We start from the raw sequence: 18,985 nt of genomic DNA, 5'->3' as shown, positions 1-18,985 counted from the left end.
ACCTAGCCCCACTTACGTTTACCACCTAGGCCTGCTTTTGCAATTCGGCTTTATACTGTTTGCGATACTGCGCGGGTGTAATGCCTAAGTTCGATTTGAACACACGGTAAAAACTATTCCTATTATTAAACCCTGCCTGAAAAGCAATATCGGTTACGGAGTAATTTACGGTTTGATCTTGCAGTAATAACAGCGCGGCGTTAAAGCGATAGCTATTCATCCAATCGTAAAAGTTGGTATGTAAGTGTACGTTTAAAAGCTCAGAAAACATGTGCGTGGTTATTCCCAACCGCCCAGCCATGCTTGTTAAATTTTCGTCTGGCTCTAAGTGGGGCTTATCAGTTTCCATTATTGTTGCAAGGGTATTAATTAGCGTAGTTGCAACTTGATCACTCAACTCCAAGTAACGCACATTATTCTTGGCTGCTGGTGATTCGTCTGCGGCGACTTCGCTTATTTTATGCTGCTCGCCTGTATTGGTTTGTACGTGTTCAATTGTTTGTGCGTCATCTAGTTCAAAAAGCGCGGGTTTAATTAGAGTAAATAACACTATACCGTTTACATAAATAGCAAATACGCATGCAATGCTATTGAGCGCTAAAAAGTCTAAATGCACATTTGAGTGTAGAGCTACTAGCACACCTATATCCATTGCACACAGCAATAACAAGCCTGCCAATAAATATTGCAACCAATAAAAAGTAGATTTTCGATAGCTACTATTAAGCCTGCGTAAGCGCGATGCGTTTTTTACTAAGGTATGGCCCGCAAGCGTACAATAGGCAGCCACCACAGCGGTTACTATAACGAAATAACCATAGGGTATTGCACTACTTATTAATAATTGGGTGACCACAAACAAACCACAAACTGCGCACATATGGTTCGCTATGCCACGCGGTGTATTTGGTAATAACAACATTTCACGCGCAATAAAATACATAAGCGGCCCATACCACCATGTAAGCGTGGAACGCACAAACGAAAAAAATGCAGGTATTTCTGCACTAATCAGCTGCAAATAACCAACCAAAGGGGGAACAAGTAATACAAGCACAAATACGCCCGTAAACTGGCGTACTTTTTTAGGGCCAGCGTGATTCACCCAAAGGTTCACGCTCGTCCACGCCCCCAAGCAAAGGGAGCAAATAAATAAAAACTTTAGCCATTCATCCATCAAAACGCTGCTGCCCTACTCGTGAATTTTTAATCGCATCCGTGCGCATACATCTCCAAAAAATGAATTATTCAGTATCAAACAAGGTGAAAGTACCACCGAAAATGATTAAGCCAAAACCAAAGTTTTGATACCAAGTACCCGATGTGGATGAGTCAAAAGAATAAACCATAGTATAAGGAAGGGTAAAAAAGTCGGTATTCTGAACCACTTGTTCCACCGCAGTATTAGCTGAAACTTTGGTGTACGCGTATGTGCCCCAATGATCCACCGTTGCAGGGCCAAAACCTAAACCAGTATAGGTGCCATCGGCATTATACGACTGTATTACCACCCCAGAAGCAGGGTGAGTACCCGCAGGCAGCGAGGAGATAGCGCTGTCGATAACCAATGCCACACTTTTGCCCGCGGTAGATTCAGGCGCGAAAGGCTCCACCTCACTATGCTTTGCTACGGTAAAGTGCCCACCTAAGCTATCGCCATTATCGAAAACCTGCTGCCATTCGCCACCAGCGGCAGATTCAAACCTGTATTCCAAACGATAGGCTTGATTGCCAAAAATGGCTGAAGTGCCTTTTTCTACCGCAGTGTGCCAACGGTGCACCCTATATACATATTCGCCAGCACCTTCCAGAGCAAGCGCATCCCCTACGGTTTTAACCGCCACCTGACTGCGACTATAGTCACGCACTACCACCCCTTGAGATGGATAGCTTTGCGGCACCTGTGCATTCACGTTTTCGATAGTTAATACAATGCTTTTGCCGTTCAAGCTAAATGGCGTGGCATTGCTATGCCCCCACTTTTGGATATGGTGCGTTGCCCGCTCGCCGATGCTTTTTTCATGGCTAGCGTACGCGTTACCACTTCCAACCAAAAACATGCTGCTAGCGACTACAACACTAATGCCCGCCCATACATGCCTAACGTGGGTAAGGCCCAGCCAGTTATTATTTTTCATACTACACACTCCCTTTAACTATCTATTGTGGAACGCAGTGTTGCTGCGCTGGCCGCTATAGTGCACAAAAGGCGAGGTGTAACTGTGTATTTAGATGGAGAATGACAAAAACCGTTAGCTTGCAGGCATACAACAGCGTTTATACTTCTTACCACTGCCACATGGGCACTGAGCGTTTTTAGTGATTTTTATATCTTGCGCAATGTGCAATACATCTTGATTGTAAATAGCGGTTAGCGATTCAAATAGCTGTGGGTGCTTATCTTTAAGCATTGCCGGCCGCTCAAAGAAATATTCCGATGCTACTGCAAAAAATTCGGCTCGATTCGTAGCGCCGTAATCGCGAATATTGCTCTTACCCTTGTCAATATCTTCTATTTTGCGGCGCACCAGCTCAAACCATGGCACCGAGAATGCAAACTCCTTAAGTCGCTCTGGGTAGCCATCGCACTCGCCGTCGGCCATGTCTATTAAATGAACAAATTCGTGAATACCAACATTGTGCTTATCTTTGGCGTTGCTAAACCCTAAATGTAAGTGCGGCTTACTTAATACAAGCTTACCTGCCAATGGCCCTGTACCAACCATGCCGGTAATACAGGAGTCTGGCTGGCCAAACTGCAACTGTTCGTTAAATGCTTGATCCAGCAGGTACACAGTTTTTAAATTAAAGTAATGCCAGTGGGGAAACCCCCATACGGGTATTATCGCACTGGCGGCCACAAGCAGTCTGTCTTCATCGGTTACTGCACTGCTGCCCGCTTCCACTTGGGTGTAATGCAAAAACAACTGCACCCGTTGCTCAAATACTTTTTTATCTGCAGCACTTAGCACCCTATAGAAGGTAACCTTTTGATTGAGCACTTCGCTCCAGTCACTGGGCCACGCAGGTAGCACCGGCGGCGCCAACCCCAACCAGCGTTTAATTATTACCCACATATGTTTATCCCTTTTTACTGTTAGTACATTTCTATTATTGTTGTATTAATTACGGCTAAGCGAGTATTAGCCAACCTCAACTTACATCGCCATCCACATAATACCAACGCCCATTCTCGCGCTTAAACGTAGAGCGTTCGCACATTGCTTGTTCACTACCATTTTCATCTAAATACCAAGCGCAAAAGCTCACCCAGCCATCGTTACCCTTTTGGCCTTTTTCTAAAACATCTAACCGCACCCATTCGCAACTTTTTTGCGAAAGCTCAACCGAGCTTAAATGCTGACTGGTTAAAGGCCACCATGTTGCCAATAAGTAATCGCCATAATTACCTAATGCGTAAGCAGTAAAGCGAGAGCGCATTAATTGCTCTGGGGTTTTGGCCGCGGGCTTACGCTGTAAATCTGCTTTCGAAGAAAATATAAACCTGCCACAGCAGGTATTAAATGCTTTGCCACTAGTACACGGGCACACACTCATTGTAACCACTCCCAAATACATAACAGGCGGATAATGCCAGACAAAAGCCGAATAACCAAACGGGCCAGTAGCATTCCATTAAGTGATAGGAGCAATACAAATCATTCATTAGACGAATACCCTATTGCGCCCTACCATACCCGCGTATTCTTTTAACTTCCATTAGCTTACATTCACTTACATAAACCTACATTAATTTAAGAGCAACTCATGACGCTTTGGATAGCCTTCACCCTTATGGCGGTAGTCATGCAGGCTGTGCGCACCGCGGCACAAAAAGACCTGTCACGCGCGCTTAGCCCAATGGCGACAACGCTTACCCGTTATTTATACGGCATTCCTTTTGTTGCTCTATACCTAGTGGTGCTTTTACAAACCAATACCGAATGGGCAAATAGCTTTAACTATGCGCAACTTAATAATGCACGGTTTCTAGTATTTGCAACCGTTGCGGCAATAGTGCAAATAATTGCCACAGCGTTTATGGTAAAAATGTTTACGCTTAAAAACTTTGCAATAGCAACCAGCTTTGCTAAAACAGAAGCTATTCAAGTTGCGCTATTTGCTTCTGTTTTCTTTCAGGATCACCTCAACGTATATGGCTGGGTTTCGGTATTCATTGGCGTGGTAGGCGTATTGTTTGTTTCGGGTTTGAAAATTGGTAAACCCCAATCCATTAGCTCAGCAACTATTTTTTACGGTACGCTTTCTGGCGCTCTGTTCGCTTGGACTAGCCTCAGCTTACGCGAAGCCAGCCTATCGCTGGACTTGCCGCTAGTATACAGCGCTGCACTCACACTAATGTATATGGTAATTATTCAAACGGCTATTTGCGCTATATACATCACTTTTAAAGAAAGGAAACAATGGCAAAAACTTATGGCCCTACAAAAGCGTGGGCTATTTGTAGGTGCTACAAGTGCATTAGGCTCTGTGGGCTGGTTTACGGCAATGAGTTTACAAAACCCGGCGCTAGTAAAAACACTCGGCCAAGTAGAATTTTTTATAACACTGGGTATAACCCACTTCTACTTTAAAGAACGCATAAAGTGGCAAGAAATGGTGGGCATAATGTGTATTTTTGCGAGTATTTTGCTTATTTTGTATGTGTAGCGAAGATAGAAGACGAAAGACAGAGGACAGAGAGTATTGTCTAAGCCTCTGAGTATTTAGCAGCGTTTAATTTGGGCTTATATAAAAACCTAAATACTTTTATTCTGTAGTTTGAAGCCTTTGCCAATGAACTTCTGCATCACCATTATCGGCGTTTACAAATATCGAATCGCCGGTAATGGTAACCGACATAGTCATAGTGCGAGCAAGTAACTTGGTGACGCTTTGAATTTGGTCCCACGGGAATTGCACAACAGAAACATCTAACGCCTCTAATTTCTTCTGCTCTTGGCTCCACCACACATCAGATTTGCTATTAAAGGTGTACACCTTTACTTTTTTGGCTAAACGCGTAGCTTTTTTAATTTTTTCTGCAGCAGGCTCCCCAACTTCCACCCAAAGGTTTATTTGGTCATCTAAGCTCTTGGCCCATAAATCTGGCGTTTCAGGTGTTGATAAACCTTTGGTAAACGCTAATCCCTCGCAGGCCTCTAAACAATAAGCCAGCACACGCACCATCATCCGCTCGGCGTTTTCCGACGGGTGCTGTGCAACCGTTAGCTGCATAGAGTTATAGAAGTCTCTATTTAAATCCGAAATAGAAAGTGCAAATTTGTATATTGTGGCATTAAGGGCCATAGGGTTAACTCAGTTAATTAATGTAAGTTTCTCGCTACGCCAAGGTACGCTGAAAAAATTGCTGCGCTTTGGAATACATCTCCAACGCTAACGCAGGGTCATAACGCTCGCCTTCGTCGCGCATAAACGCGTGCTGTGCGTTAACCTCAAGCCATTGATAATTTAAACCTATTGCCTGAAAGTGCATATACATCATTTGCCGACCCTCGACAGGCACGTGCGGGTCTTGCTTACCAAAAACTAATACCACTTCGCAGGTTATGTCTTTAGCGCGGGTGAAGCTGTCGTTTGCTGGCTCGCAAGGTAGAGTGTTGCTGTGAATGTCCGTTGGGTATAAACAAAACGCACCGGAAATATTAGGGTTTAAAGCCGCTCTAAAAGCAAGGTGCCCACCAATACATACGCCCATTGCGCCAACTTTGCCGGTGCAATAGGGTTGCGCCTGTACAAATTCTATTATTGCTTGCGTGTCGCTATCGTGGCTTTCTAGTGGTTTGGCCCACTTATCGTTATTGCCTTTGTCTTTGCCTGCATCGTCATAACCAAGCACAGTGCCCATTGGGTTTAACTCATGAAACACTTCTGGCACTATTACAACAAACCCCAACCCGGCTAATATATTCGCACTGCGGGCTATGGGCGCTGTAATTTGAAATATTTCCGAATAAAAAATAATACAAGGGAAGCTTCCATCAACATTTGGACGAAATACTTGGGCCTGCATTTCGCCTGTTGCAGTAGCAAGCTTCACAAATTCATTTCTAGTAATCATTCGGCTTTCTCTTCTCTTTTATTAATCTTTTAAGGCCATAATTTATGGGGCTTAATTTAAAACATTAGTTTAAGACGCTAGCTTACGCCAATAGTTAATGACCGCAATTAATGCTCTTACTTTAAGGGCGAGCTATAAAAATACGTTAAAAGTTTCATCGGTATAAATAACGCCATCAATAGCTAACGTAATACGCCACGGGCCAGCTTTATTTTCTATTGGCAACCAAATAGTATCACCAATAAAAAAATTCCAATCGTTTTGGCGGATATACACTTCGCCGGCGAAAGGAGCCATAGGCTCGCCATCTTCATCGGGTATATCTGGGTGATAAATACAGTATTGCAGCTTTCTGTTTTTTGCTTTTTTTATATTTACTACATAGCCAAATTCGATGTCTTTCTCACAGGGTATGTCGCGAGTCATTTTTAATAACCGGGGTAAGTCTTTAGATTCACTATCCCACTGCGTGTATATTCCCCAAGTATCTAATTTTACTTCAGCTTTCTTTTTCGCCATACAAATTATAAAAAACCTCTAATCTGGCCAACATGTTAACAAGGGCCAAAACAACCCGCCGCAAAACGCCCCTTGTAGAGGTTAAGCGTAAGGCCTAGTGAACAATCGAGTAACTGGTGGGGCCATTCGCCCCTAAGGGGCGCCAATATACCACCCATGGGGCAACTAATCATATAGTTAGAGGAACCACAGCCCGCCTAAACAGACTTGGCTTTTACCTTGCGCCTGCGTTTAAAGGCCTTGGGTTTAGCGGCAACACCTTTAAGGCCTATTGGCAAATTGCGCTGGCTCTCGGCAATAAGGGTTTGCAAACTAGCAACCAATGGCTTCATAAAAGTTGTGTATTGGGCTTCGCGTATAGAAATTGCGTTTAATACCAATTCCCACTGGGCGGTCATATCTGGTGTTGTGGCGGAGCTAGGCAAGGCCGCTACCAAGCCCCTGGCTGCGGGGGTGGAGTGTATTTGCTTGCCTTTTCGCACAAGAAAATTGCGCTTAAATAGCAATTCGATAATGCCTGCGCGTGTCGCTTCGGTACCTAAACCATCGGTATCTTTAAGTATTTTCTTAATATCGGGGTCGGTCACGTAACGCGCGATGCCCGTCATAGCGGCAAGCAGGCTGGCATCGGTAAAATATTTGGGGGGTTGGGTTTGCTTTTCTAGTAACTCGCCCTGCCTGCAGGCAACACTCTGCCCCACGTGTAAATCCGGTAGCGTAAGTGAGGGAAACTCGTCGTCATCTTTAGGGTTAGGCTCACCTCCCTTTCGTTCAAACAGTACCTTCCAACCCTGTTTATGTGTTAAACGAGCTTTAGATACAAATTGTCCGCCAGCTATTTTTAGGTGAATTACCGTGTCAGAATATTCCCATTTGGGGTAGAACTGACAAACATATTGCCGAGCAATTAGGCTGTATACCTTTTGCTCTTCGCTGGTTATCGATGAAAACGATACTTTCTTAGCAGTTGGAATAATCGCATGGTGCGCATCCACTTTAGCATCATTCCATGCTTTACTTTTTAACTTGCTGTTTGCACCGCTCACCGACTGCACTAGCTCGGCAACATTGGCAGATATTGCTTGCAAAACGTCATTTGCTTGATGCCAATGATCCGCCGGCAAGTAGCGGCTATCTGAACGCGGGTAAGTAATAAGCTTGTGTTTTTCGTATAGGTTTTGGCAAATATCCAGCACTTTTTGTGCGGCAAAGCCAAACCGTTTTGCGGCATCTATTTGTAACGACGACAAATTATAAGGAAGCGGCGCGGCTTGTGCTTTGGCTTTTTTATCTACTTTTTCGACAACGCCATTTTCACCCGTTATGCGCGCAATAACGTTTTGGGCTAACTTCTTGCTAAGTACACGCCCATCTTCATCCATATAGGGCTCGCATGCCTCGCTTGGCAACCATTTGGCGGTAAATGCAGTCGGCTCACCAGTTAAAGTGGTTAAATGTGCTAATACTTCGTAAAACGGTTTTGAAACAAACTCTTCAATTGCCCTATCGCGCTCTACAACCATACCCAGTATGGGCGTTTGCACACGCCCAACAGAAAGCAGCCCTTCGTACCCCACTTTACGCCCTTGCAAGGTATAGGCACGAGTCATGTTAATACCGTATAACCAATCTGCACGCGAACGAGCAAGCGCCGACGTGGCTAATGGAATAAATTCTTTATTTGACCGCAATGTATCGAGGGAGCGTTTAACGGCAGCGGGGTTGAGATCGTTAATTAAACAGCGCTGAACGGATTCGCGCTTTGCACCTTTCACCCCAAGAAAATCAATTACTTGGTCGACTAATAACTGCCCTTCACGATCTGGGTCGCCTGCGTGCACAATGCAGGTGGCTTCCTTCACCAATTTGCGCAAAGCCGTTAGCTGCTTACGGGTTTTAGATTTTGGCTTTAGCTGCCATTGATCGGGAATGATAGGCAAATGCTCTAAACGCCACTGCTTGAACACTGGGTTATAGGCTTCGGGCTCGGCTTGCTCTAACAAATGCCCTATACACCAACTAACAACGTCGCCATTGCCGCACCGAATAAAACCATCACCCCGCGAGTGGGGTTTTGGTAAAACGTCGGCGATAGCGCGCCCTAGGCTGGGTTTTTCGGCAATAAATAGTCGCATGCCGAAAGAATACTGTTGTTATATACAGCTGTCTAGCTGTTTTTAGCGGCGCGAACCGTCACCCAACTAAAGGGGTTTTCTACCAGCCTCAACAATTCGATCCGCCGGTACGCGCAACTGCTGCAATAGATATTGCTTAAAGCTGGGTTCGTAGGGTTGCAGGTCTACGGCTTTTGCCATACACAGCATCCAAGCATCTGCGTCTTCAGGAGTTGCAGCTAGGTGCCTATGGGCACCAGGAATATTAATAGAACCAAAATGTTGAGCATACAGCCTAGGGCCTCCAAGCCAGCCAGATAGAAAATATGCCAGCTTTTTACGCGACTCTGCCAAGCTCTGAGCATGCATGCTGCGCAGTTTAGCTGCCTCTGGCAGAGTATCCATAAAATGGTAAAACGCATCCACCAAACGGGTAATGCCTTCTATCTCACCTGCGGCTTTATATGAGGCGTCACCTTGGCCATAACCATACTCATTCAACCGTACTATCAATGCATACTCCTAATTGGTCATTCTTTACGCTTAACAGAGGTTAATACTCTAGCCCTAGGGCAGCCAAATGGTGCATTTTACAGGTATAATCGCCGGCTCATTAATAGGTAGATTTAACTCATGGCAATTATTAGATACATACTTGGACGCATAATCCTGCTATTGGATTGGCTTTTTACCCCCAAAAGCGTAAAACGCGACCCAGAGCTGCAAGCACAGCTAGACCTAAAGATGGCGAACTATACCTTATACCAATACCTTGCATGCCCCTTTTGCGTAAAAGTACGCCGCGCACTAAAACGCAATAGCCTTTTGGTAGAAACTCGAGATGCAAAACGCTGCGAGACGACAAAGAAAGAACTTTTAGAGGGTGGCGGTAAGCTAAAAGTACCCTGCTTAAGAATTGAGGGTAACGATGGCAGCGTGAGCTGGCTTTACCAGTCATCCGATATTATTCATTATTTAGAAGCGCAAATACCGCGCTAAACGAATCTAAATATACCCGCTTAGGGCTCGTACACGGGCCCTACATCTTCTAAGTGCGTTAAGTACACGCGCACATCAAACTCAAGCTGATGATAATTGGGCTGCATGTGGCGACAAAGCTGATAAAACGCCTTGTTATGCTCCTTTTCTTTTAAGTGCGCCAACTCGTGCACAACAATCATATTAAGAAACGGCTCGGGAGTGCGTTTAAATACACTGCTCACTCGCAACTCATTTTTAGCCTTTAACTTGCCACCTTGTACCCTAGAAACATAGGTATGCAGGCCTAGCGCATTGTTCACCACATGAATTTTATTGTCGTACACCACTTTACTTAATGGGGCTGTCTTTTTCATGTATTGATTTTTTAGCTCCATCGCGTATTCTCGCAAATCGCCATCCGTCGCCACGCTGTGCACAGAGGGGTATTGACTGCGCAAATAATCAGCTACGCGATTTTGTTCAAACAAACGTTGAATTTTTTGCTGAAGCTCTGCGGGGTATGCGGATAGGTATTTGGTGGTTTTCATGGGCTTGCACAAGCTAAAAGAGGCAGTATAACTTAGCCGCTAAGCAATAGTAACTGCACAAGCCTGCCCCTACAGGGGCGGGAATGAAGCTGAGTGTATGAAACAAACGTTAGTTCAACTTTACTTTTCCACCATCAACATCCACTTGACCAGACGAATTAATCGCGATTTTACTGCCGGTAATTTCAATAGAGCTGCCACCAACCTTAAGAATAATTTTACTGCCCGCTTCCAAGACTAACTCTTTACCCACCTTGTGTACGCTTTTTTTGCCTACTTCTGTAATTTGATTATTCTTAATATTGTTTTGTTGATCTTTACCAACAGTGATAGTCTGCTTATTTTTAATTGTTTCAGTATGGTCGTTACCAACATCCATTTTACGATCGTGTTTTATTGCGGATGTTTGATCGTTGCCAACCTCACGCGTTTCATCGTTTTTTACAACAGCGTTTAAGTCTTTTTCTGCTTGGAAATAGACTTCTTCTTTACCCTTGGTGTCCTCGAAGTACAACTCGTTAAAATTTGTTTCGCCACCACCTTTGGTAGAACGGGTTCTTACTCCAGAACGCGAGCCAAGCTGCTCAGAATACGGTGGCTTATGCTCTTGGTGAAACAATGACCCTATAACAAATGGTCTATCTGGGTTGCCGTTTTCAAACGCCACAACCACTTCGTGGCCGATTCGAGGTGTAAAGTGGGCACCATAATTGTTCCCAGCAAAGCCCTGCATCACCCTTAGCCAACAGGTTGAGTTTTCATCCTTTTTACCGGCTCGGTCCCAGTGAAACTGTGCTTTAATTCGACCTAATTGATCGGTATGTATTTCTTCGCCTTTTGGCCCAGTTACCACCGCCGTTTGTAAGCTATTAATGGTTGGGGTAGAGCTGGCCGGAAATAATAAATTTCCTTTAGGTAACGCTTCTACAAAGCAATTCATTACACCAGAGGTGTCGTCTGCATTAATAGTAACATTCGTTAAAGTAAACTCTTTGCCTTTATCGGCGAAGTTTGCCGCACCAGGCAGAGCCACTTGTATAGTATGGCCAACTTTTAAATGCCTACAGTTGCCCGCTCCCTGCGAAATCACAGCCTGACTGGCACCATGACCTTTTGTAGATACGCTACCCTTACCCTCTTCCGAGGTATGAAATTGCTCGCTATAGGAGTAGTACTCTATATCCGTAACTTTTGGGATTTTAAGCGCATCGCCTTTAATTTTTTCCGAGCCTTCAATTAACTGCGTAGGCTTTAAATAATTATATGTTCGCTGTGTATACGTGCCAGCAACAAACTTACCAGTACTTTGCCAATGAGAGAAATGATCAAAAGCTGGTGTACCAGCTTGAATCTCGACTATTTTAGGCTTGTTATCCGCAAGGGAACGAATATTAGCCACATCGACGATATGCAGTTTATGGGCGCCATTATCATGTAAAAAATAGTAGGCCAGCCCTTCTCTTTGACACAACCGATTAAAGAAATTTAGATCTGTTTCATCGTATTGTGTACAGTAGCGCCACTCTGGGTGCTCGCCACTAATATCGAATTTGTAATCTGCGATAGACCCTAAGGGCTTGAACACTTCTTCTATAATCTGTTTAACATTTTTCTCTTGGAAAATACGATTATCCCTGCGCTTTCCCGACAACAACTGCAACCAAGACACAACCGTTAGCTTATAAGTACTTCTTTGCCCTGCTCGTTCACTGCCAGTAGCAGTAATTTCTTGAATATAGCCGTTAAAATAGCGCAAAGAGTTATCTTGCTGAACTAACACTGCAGTGAGGGGCGTTCCAACTAAATCTTCTGCAGTTAAATCGTGACGCTTCTCAGAAAAGGCCGTCACAACAATAGAAAAACCTTCCGACAGGGTTTCAGAAATAGATAAACGCGTTGCAATTAGTGCATTATCGGGTAATACAGTACTAACTCTAACTAGATTTTTATCTTGCGTAGATTCAGCGTTGGCCATTAAATATCCTTATTTTTAAGCTAGCTGTAAAGGAGTTATGAGAAGAAGAGATTTGGGAATGAAATACAAATAGAACAGTAACTAAATAGCGACGCGCAATGCGCGCCGCAAACACACATTAACGCTTAACGTTAGATGCGGTATCGAAGCCAACTGCAATAGCAGCTTCAGCATTGCCATCTTCGTCGTACGGAGTGTACTTAACTTCAACATCAACGAATGTAATGGTGAAAGTTTCGGTAGGACGATGATTGTCTTGACTAACAGCGTTTACAGAGTAGCTGCTGATAAGTGCATTTTTCAAAGTGTATTCCATATACACGTCTGCACCAGAGCCAGAACCTGTTTTGCTTAGGTGAATTTTTACTTCTTTACCAGTACCACAACATGACTCGATAAATAGCTTTGGAGTAGAGCTATCCATGTAGCGAGTAACGTGCAAATCACTGATTACAGCGTTAGAAGACTCTCTATCGCCCTGTGTAGAACTGTTAGAGGTAATGTTACGACCAACTCCCCACGAAACGGCTTCAACGTCCATCCATCCTTTATGGCCGCTATCTGAAGACTCACCTTTGATTCCTTCATAATTTACAAAAATAGACATATCCTATTCCTTTATCCTTTAATGTTTCGCTAAATTTAAACGCCTTTAAGTCATTTTTAAAGACAAAAAAATTATATATTATTCGGTTTTAATTCTGGATGAATAAAATAATTTTTTGTCTTTTTTGTTATCCAGTTACCGTTTTTTTAATTTTCATGTCGTCTGTATTTTCTTTTTTTGAATTTATTTTAACAACAAATTCCCCTTCTTCGCTTACATCTACCTCAACAGACTCCAAAGCCTTATCCAATGCTATCTCGGTAAGTATTTTCTCTGCCAACACTGGCAGCAAAGTGTTATTTAACAAGGCAGATATTTTTCGTGCTCCAGTGTCGGATTGCGCACACAATGACACAACATGCTCAACAAGTTTATCTGAATAATTCAGCTCAACTTTATAATTAGTTTCCACTCGTTGCTGAATAGCATGTAATTGCATTACCGCAATTTCAGATAAACACTGCTCATCTAGCGGGTAGTATGGAATCAAATTGATACGCCCCAAAAAGGCAGGTTTATATGTTTCACGCAAGGTACCCTCTATTGCTTCAAGCAATGCTTTTGGCTCGGGCTTAGTTTCGGGGTCGATGCACAGTTGTTCTATTTGAGCGCTGGCTGTATTACTTGTCATTATTATTACAGTATTTTTAAAATCTATATCTCTACCTTCGCCGTCTCGCAAAATACCCTTATCAAAAACCTGATAAAAAATATCTTGTACGCCTGGATGCGCCTTTTCCATTTCGTCTAATAGCACAACACTATAGGGCTTGCGTCTGACGGCTTCGGTAAGCACGCCACCCTCGCCATATCCAACATAACCGGGGGGCGACCCCATAAGCATAGATACCTTATGCTCCTCTTTAAATTCTGACATGTTAATGACGGTCATATTTTGTTCTGATCCGTATAACTGTTCAGCTAAGGTTAGTGCCGTTTCTGTTTTACCCACACCACTTGGGCCAACCAACATAAATACGCCTAATGGCCGCTTAGGGTCACTTAGTTTCGCTCTTGCAGTTTGAACAGCTTTAGAAATAAGCTTTAAGCCGTGACTCTGCCCAATCACACGTTTTTCCATTGTTTGCTCTAGCGACAATACATTTTGAATCTCGTCACTTTGCATACGGCCAACGGGTATTCCTGTCCAGTCAGCTACAACCTCTGCTACAACCTGCTCATCTACGCATTCATAAATTAGAGGCTGACTACCAGAAATACTTTTTAATTTGACGCGCAACTCTGCTATTAACGTATTTGTTAAATCAGTCGCACTTTCTTCATTATCAGAATCCTGTACTTTTTCCTCAGCCTTTTCACGCGCACTATTAATTTGATTAATTATCTGCTTTTCTTGTTCCCATCTCGCGCATAGGCTTTGGTAGCGCTCGGTAATACCTACCTTTTTAACTTCAAGTTCAACAATACTCGCTGAGTGCTCGTAACCTTTTTCAGCTTCTTGATTTAACCGCTCAATTTCAAACTCAATGTTTTTTATTTCCTGTGAATATTGAACAATTCGAGCAGGCGTGGTGTTTTGACTAAGATTTACACGCGCGCAGGCGGTATCGAGTAGGCTTACACACTTATCAGGTAGTTGACGACCAGGAATGTAGCGGTGGGATAAATTAACCGAAGCGCTAACCGCGGCGTCAAGTATTACTACCTTGTGATGTTGCTCTAAGGTTGGAGCAGCATTGCGAAGCATAATAATGGCTTTATCTACACTCGGCTCCTCTACTTTCACAACCTGAAAGCGCCGAGTAAGTGCGGCATCTGATTCAAAATACTTTTTGTACTCGGCCCAGGTAGTTGCTGCTATTGTGCGCAACTCACCGCGCGCCAAAGCAGGCTTTAATAGATTGGCAGCATCTCCGCTACCGGCCTGATTGCCCGCACCAATAAGTGTATGAGCCTCATCGATAAACAAAATTATGGACTGTACAGACTGCTGTACCTCTTTAATTACATTCTTAAGCCTGTTTTCGAACTCGCCCTTTACTCCAGCCCCTGCTTGTAGTAAGCCTAAATCTAAACTTCTAATTTCTACATTTTCTATCGCAGTGGGAACATCCCCCTGCGCAATTTTAACGGCCAAACCTTCTACAACAGCTGTTTTACCAACACCAGCCTCCCCCGTTAAAATGGGGTTGTTCTGTTTTCTTCTGCACAGTACATCGATGATCTGTCTTATTTCGTCATCACGCCCAAGAATTGAGTCTATTTTCCCATCCTTGGCTTGCTGAGTAAGGTTTGTTGTGAACTGATCTAAGCTGGGTGTTTTAGTTAATTTTTTGTTAGTAGCTTCACCCTGGTCTTGCAGCGCTTCACCGCGCAACAAGGTTTCGCACTGAGTGCGAATTTCTTCACCACTAATAGCCTCGAATTGTTTAGATATTTTACCAATTTTTGTTTTAAGACCAGCACTATCTACTAGCGCCAACAATATATGCACGGGTAAAACCTGCACAGACGCATACTGACTGGAAGCGATCATCCAAGCTTCAAACAATAGCCGCACAATGTCTGGCGATATTTTAGGAAACCCATCATTCCCTGTTTTTGTGTTCTCTAGCGCCAAATCCAAATCCGCATGCACGCGATCCACATCGACGTTAAAGTGTTTCAATATCGCTATTATTTCACGCTGTTCCTCTGCAAGAGCTTCGGTAAGCCAGTGCTCAACATCAATATAAAAGTGCGAGCGCGAAGACGCCAACGCAATAGATTTCTCGAATAGCTCTTTGCTTTCATTCGATAGGTTTTTAACTAACTTTTCAAATTCCATTGTCATTTCCTTTAAATTATCGAGTAGCGTCACTCGTTCCTATTAATTGATACCGTAGCGATAAGTGGGTCTTTTTTAGTGCTTTTTAACCAACCGTTGCGCTGCAGGCGTAATCCTTTTCCAAGCGGCAGACTAAAGTCGGCCTTATTCTCCACTTTGAAATGCATATCAGCATTAATGTGCGCCGGCAAAAACCGGTTCATAAGTTTACGGGCACTTTTAAAAAATTCTGTACCAGGCCCTTTTCGTTGATATTGCTCGAGAGACATAGGGCCTACGTCTATCTCAATTTTACTTTGCACATCCCAACATCTTTTACCTAGTAATATGCCTGCACCAAGTCGTTGCTTTTTAGCCTTAGAAGAAAGGCAAAACTGATCGCGCTTTTCTATTTGCAGCCACTGCCCTTTAAAACTATTCACCTCTACTGGCAACCCAAAATAATCCATCAGAACAGCTCGTAGGGAGCTAACCGTGCGAACTTTTTTGGCAAAATGCCCAGCGTAGTAGCTCTGTAACTCAAAACGCTCTTGCTCACTAACTCCAGCCAAGCTTTCTATAACAGTGCTAAATACGTCCTTCTTTCCTAGCACCAAGCTAGCTTCGTATTGCGCTGTAAACTTATATTTTTGCCAGGCTCGATAAAATAGCGATACCAATCTATGATGAAAAATATCCAAAAAGTCGGCCATTGCCTTATCGCGTTGTTTAAGACGATCCATAATTAAACGCGTGTAGTGTAAAGGCAACACTCCTGCAGCGCCGGCAAGCCCAATAAAATTAACAACCACCAAATACTTATTTATTACACCGCCGCCCTCACCCGCTGCAGGCTTAACACTGGCAATGGAGGAAGCTCTAAAAGCAAGGTCGTATTTAGTTTTAAACCGAAGGGATTCATCCTGTGGTTGGCTGTCACTACCCAACTGCCCCACAACAGAGCTTGCCTGCTGTTGCGCGCATTGATGCGCCCGCTCCAGCAAGCTAACTAAAAAGAAAAAACTTATATTTTTATCCATACCGTCAACGACGGTATCAGCATTTATATAAGCTGCTGAAAACCTATCCGTGGCGGACATTCTATTAACCTTCCGGGTTTTTGTTTTATTTTAATAGACAACTGAGTAAAGCTATTTATTGCACAAAACTGAGCAAAAAACTCATCGAGAATATGACCAAACAGCACAACACTACTGCCACTGTAAAATTGCTCGTCGAACTCCAACTCTATCTTGGTACCTTGGCATATCGCGGATCGGCCCTGCTGAACAATGCGCGCGGTACTCGGTGAGGTATGCATATTGATAATGCCGTCAATCATTGATTGAGATTCTCGAGTACCCACTAAATCGTATAAACGTAAACTTTCTTTTAGTACACCCAGCCCATCTTTGCCGGCGAAGCTCTGCAGTGTAAGCTGCGCAATAAGTTGCCACCTTGTGGCCGACTTAAGTTTAGGCGATATAGTCGATGTAGCCGGTATAGTGAGTTTTACACGCATTCCGGCCCCACCTTCGATAAAATCGGTATGTGGCAATTCAGAGCCGAACGGCAGTTTTGCCGCTACGTCGCGATTATTACAAATAACATCTGCTCCAATAAGCCAGTCGCTTTGCAGGTTAACCACTTCGAATTTAGTATCGACAAACGAAATGTAGGTATCGGTACCGGCACTTACCCGGCCATTGTCAAAGCGAGTATTTTCTCGTCGCAAGCCCCAATAAACAGGGGAATCTGTTGAATGTGCTTGACGATGAGAACCATAGAAAGGCAAAAGCTCTTTCGTTTCACCTTCATTATTTTTGGCGTACACTCGGCTAACATGATGTACATCTGCGTAATCTGCGAGAGATCGATGCACTTCCAGCTTCGACTCCAGATTCACTTCTTTTGCACCGATGTACTCTATGCGACCTTCATAAAGGTTAACGATAGGCACGCAACCCAGCTGAAGGGTTGTCTCATCTACCCCTTGCACCAGCTCAGGGTCTGTTTCATCGAAATAAAAATACACGCTGAAGCCCGATTCAAACAAGGGCCATATTTCCCTCATGCCTACCAAATCGATAAAAAGAAATCGCTTTGGAAACGCAAAGAAATCCATTATTTTTTTATAGGTTACGCAAGTTCTACCGTCGAAGCTATCACCATACACCTCACCATTGCGTAGCAGCCCGCTCGCAACTAAGCGATTTGCAGGTAAACAAATTGGGTTGGGGTCCATAGCACTTTTTGCAATAGTAATACCTAGGGTACCTTGCATCAAATACTCAAATAACTTAAACGTTAGTTGAGACTGCCCATCGATATACAAGCTTAAAGAGTCGTTTTTAAACTCAGCAACTTTTGCACTTTCAAATGGTTTAACATCAAATGAAAGTACTGACTTTACCAGCAATCGCTCCTTGCCAGGTAAAACCAAATTTGGCGCCTTTGCTGGAGCATTTACAACCCTTGTATTTTCGATCGTAACGGGAAGTGCTTCTAGTTCGTTACAAGTAGAAAAAACACAATCCCCGTAACCCTCCCCTTTTACATGTAGTTTGCGCCCACATTCTATGGTTTGTGGAGAAGGAGTTTTTCTTATTACTCGAATCTGAGCAATACTCATTGCGGGGTACGGGGCATGAAATTCTGGGTACAGCACTCCCATTAACGCTTCTGTTAACTCAGGGAAACTGTCGTCAATTGTTTGCCGTATGCGTGCAGTTAAAAATGCAAATGATTCGATCAATCGAGAAACATGTGGATCTTCCACCGTTTCACTATCTAATCTAAGCCTGCCTGCAATTTTGGGATGTTGCTCTGAAAATTCAGCGCCCAATTTACGTACGTAACTAAGTTCCCTATTGTAATAGGAAAGTAAAGTATCATCCATGATTTACCTCCCTCAACTTGAGGGCTCTATCGGTTGTACGAACTCTTGAATCAAATATTAGGGGCACTGGGTCTGGCTCTATTAACAATGTTGCAGATATTTTTAAATATAAGGTTCGCTGAAAATCTTCACCAAATGGCTCTATATCAACTTGCACCCATTGAAATCGCGGCTCGTAGTCTTCAATAGCTCGACGAATAGACCAAGCAAACTGTATTCGCTCTTCATCCGAATCAAACTGAACATGACTAAAATCTTTTATTCCGTAGTTAACAAGCGACTTTTGTAGCTCTGGGTAAGCATCAATACTTAGCTGGCGATAAATGCGAGTATTCAACAGATTTTCGAGGTCCCGACGAATGTTTGCTTTTATATCTGCCAACACAACTCCTGCGGGTTTTACCGCCTCCAAACTTCTATCCGGATCATCGTCAATTAAACGATCCAATAGAGAAGGCAACACCGGTAAATCTGTTCGTATTCTCGCCATAAA

General features: G+C 43.6%; 18 protein-coding genes. 2 read left to right on the top strand and 16 right to left on the bottom strand.

Annotated features, from left to right (window positions below; translation table 11 throughout):
- Positions 1-25: 25 nt before the first annotated feature.
- The 4 genes from SDE_RS08120 to SDE_RS08105 all read right to left on the bottom strand — a co-directional run bounded on the left by SDE_RS08120 (position 26) and on the right by SDE_RS08105 (position 3,558).
- Positions 26-1,177: a helix-turn-helix domain-containing protein gene (locus SDE_RS08120; RefSeq protein ID WP_011468032.1), complete on the bottom strand. Its 1,152-nt coding sequence runs from the start codon at positions 1,175-1,177 to the stop codon at positions 26-28.
- A gap of 67 nt (positions 1,178-1,244) precedes the next feature.
- Entirely contained in the window at positions 1,245-2,138 is an 894-nt protein-coding gene (locus SDE_RS08115) for a hypothetical protein (RefSeq protein ID WP_011468031.1), read from the bottom strand.
- Between the two features lie 114 nt (positions 2,139-2,252).
- Positions 2,253-3,077 carry a zinc-dependent peptidase gene (locus SDE_RS08110; RefSeq protein ID WP_011468030.1) on the bottom strand — a complete coding sequence of 275 codons (825 nt, stop codon included), beginning with the start codon at positions 3,075-3,077 and terminating at the stop codon, positions 2,253-2,255.
- Positions 3,078-3,153: 76 nt separating this feature from the next.
- A complete protein-coding gene (locus SDE_RS08105; protein WP_011468029.1) occupies positions 3,154-3,558 on the bottom strand; it encodes a YchJ family protein in 405 nt (134 codons plus the stop codon).
- A 210-nt stretch (positions 3,559-3,768) separates the two neighbouring features.
- Here SDE_RS08105 and SDE_RS08100 point away from each other — a divergent pair, with 210 nt between their 5' ends.
- Positions 3,769-4,671 carry an EamA family transporter gene (locus SDE_RS08100; RefSeq protein WP_011468028.1) on the top strand — a complete coding sequence of 301 codons (903 nt, stop codon included), beginning with the start codon at positions 3,769-3,771 and terminating at the stop codon, positions 4,669-4,671.
- A 99-nt stretch (positions 4,672-4,770) separates the two neighbouring features.
- Here the strand turns inward: SDE_RS08100 and SDE_RS08095 are convergent, their stop codons facing one another.
- From SDE_RS08095 to SDE_RS08075, 5 genes are all read right to left on the bottom strand, one after another.
- The gene (locus SDE_RS08095; protein WP_011468027.1) at positions 4,771-5,310 is read right to left on the bottom strand and encodes a YaeQ family protein; all 540 of its coding nucleotides are present in this window, start codon (positions 5,308-5,310) and stop codon (positions 4,771-4,773) included.
- A 34-nt stretch (positions 5,311-5,344) separates the two neighbouring features.
- Positions 5,345-6,082, bottom strand: a complete 738-nt coding sequence (locus SDE_RS08090) for a dienelactone hydrolase family protein (RefSeq protein ID WP_011468026.1) — start codon at positions 6,080-6,082, stop codon at positions 5,345-5,347.
- Positions 6,083-6,214: 132 nt separating this feature from the next.
- On the bottom strand, positions 6,215-6,601 hold the full coding sequence (locus tag SDE_RS08085; protein ID WP_011468025.1) for a DUF3859 domain-containing protein: 387 nt from the start codon (positions 6,599-6,601) through the stop codon (positions 6,215-6,217).
- 197 nt (positions 6,602-6,798) lie between these two features.
- Complete coding sequence (locus tag SDE_RS08080) at positions 6,799-8,736, bottom strand: DNA topoisomerase III (RefSeq protein ID WP_011468024.1); 1,938 nt, start codon at positions 8,734-8,736, stop codon at positions 6,799-6,801.
- Positions 8,737-8,802: 66 nt separating this feature from the next.
- A complete protein-coding gene (locus SDE_RS08075) occupies positions 8,803-9,228 on the bottom strand; it encodes a group II truncated hemoglobin (protein WP_011468023.1) in 426 nt (141 codons plus the stop codon).
- Between the two features lie 120 nt (positions 9,229-9,348).
- Between SDE_RS08075 and SDE_RS08070 the strand changes: the two genes are divergently transcribed.
- Positions 9,349-9,714, top strand: coding sequence for a glutathione S-transferase N-terminal domain-containing protein (locus SDE_RS08070; protein ID WP_011468022.1), 366 nt, complete (start codon positions 9,349-9,351; stop codon positions 9,712-9,714).
- A 20-nt stretch (positions 9,715-9,734) separates the two neighbouring features.
- Here SDE_RS08070 and SDE_RS08065 read toward each other — a convergent pair whose 3' ends face one another.
- The 7 genes from SDE_RS08065 to tssE all read right to left on the bottom strand — a co-directional run bounded on the left by SDE_RS08065 (position 9,735) and on the right by tssE (position 18,982).
- Positions 9,735-10,244: a M48 metallopeptidase family protein gene (locus SDE_RS08065; RefSeq protein WP_011468021.1), complete on the bottom strand. Its 510-nt coding sequence runs from the start codon at positions 10,242-10,244 to the stop codon at positions 9,735-9,737.
- Between the two features lie 109 nt (positions 10,245-10,353).
- Positions 10,354-12,219, bottom strand: coding sequence for a type VI secretion system Vgr family protein (locus SDE_RS08060; protein ID WP_011468020.1), 1,866 nt, complete (start codon positions 12,217-12,219; stop codon positions 10,354-10,356).
- 118 nt (positions 12,220-12,337) lie between these two features.
- On the bottom strand, positions 12,338-12,826 hold the full coding sequence (locus SDE_RS08055) for an Hcp family type VI secretion system effector (RefSeq protein ID WP_011468019.1): 489 nt from the start codon (positions 12,824-12,826) through the stop codon (positions 12,338-12,340).
- Between the two features lie 127 nt (positions 12,827-12,953).
- Positions 12,954-15,614, bottom strand: a complete 2,661-nt coding sequence (gene tssH / locus SDE_RS08050; protein ID WP_083762970.1) for a type VI secretion system ATPase TssH — start codon at positions 15,612-15,614, stop codon at positions 12,954-12,956.
- A 29-nt stretch (positions 15,615-15,643) separates the two neighbouring features.
- Positions 15,644-16,693: a type VI secretion system baseplate subunit TssG gene (gene tssG / locus SDE_RS08045; RefSeq protein WP_083762969.1), complete on the bottom strand. Its 1,050-nt coding sequence runs from the start codon at positions 16,691-16,693 to the stop codon at positions 15,644-15,646.
- Positions 16,657-18,492 carry a type VI secretion system baseplate subunit TssF gene (tssF, locus tag SDE_RS08040; protein WP_011468016.1) on the bottom strand — a complete coding sequence of 612 codons (1,836 nt, stop codon included), beginning with the start codon at positions 18,490-18,492 and terminating at the stop codon, positions 16,657-16,659. The genes tssG and tssF overlap by 37 nt, the downstream gene beginning before the upstream one ends.
- Positions 18,485-18,982, bottom strand: a complete 498-nt coding sequence (gene tssE / locus SDE_RS08035) for a type VI secretion system baseplate subunit TssE (RefSeq protein WP_011468015.1) — start codon at positions 18,980-18,982, stop codon at positions 18,485-18,487. Before tssE ends, tssF begins: the two co-directional genes overlap by 8 nt.
- Positions 18,983-18,985: the final 3 nt, after the last annotated feature.

Source organism: Saccharophagus degradans 2-40 (assembly GCF_000013665.1).
Taxonomy (GTDB): domain Bacteria; phylum Pseudomonadota; class Gammaproteobacteria; order Pseudomonadales; family Cellvibrionaceae; genus Saccharophagus; species Saccharophagus degradans.
This window is presented reverse-complemented; position numbering and strand designations above follow the sequence as displayed.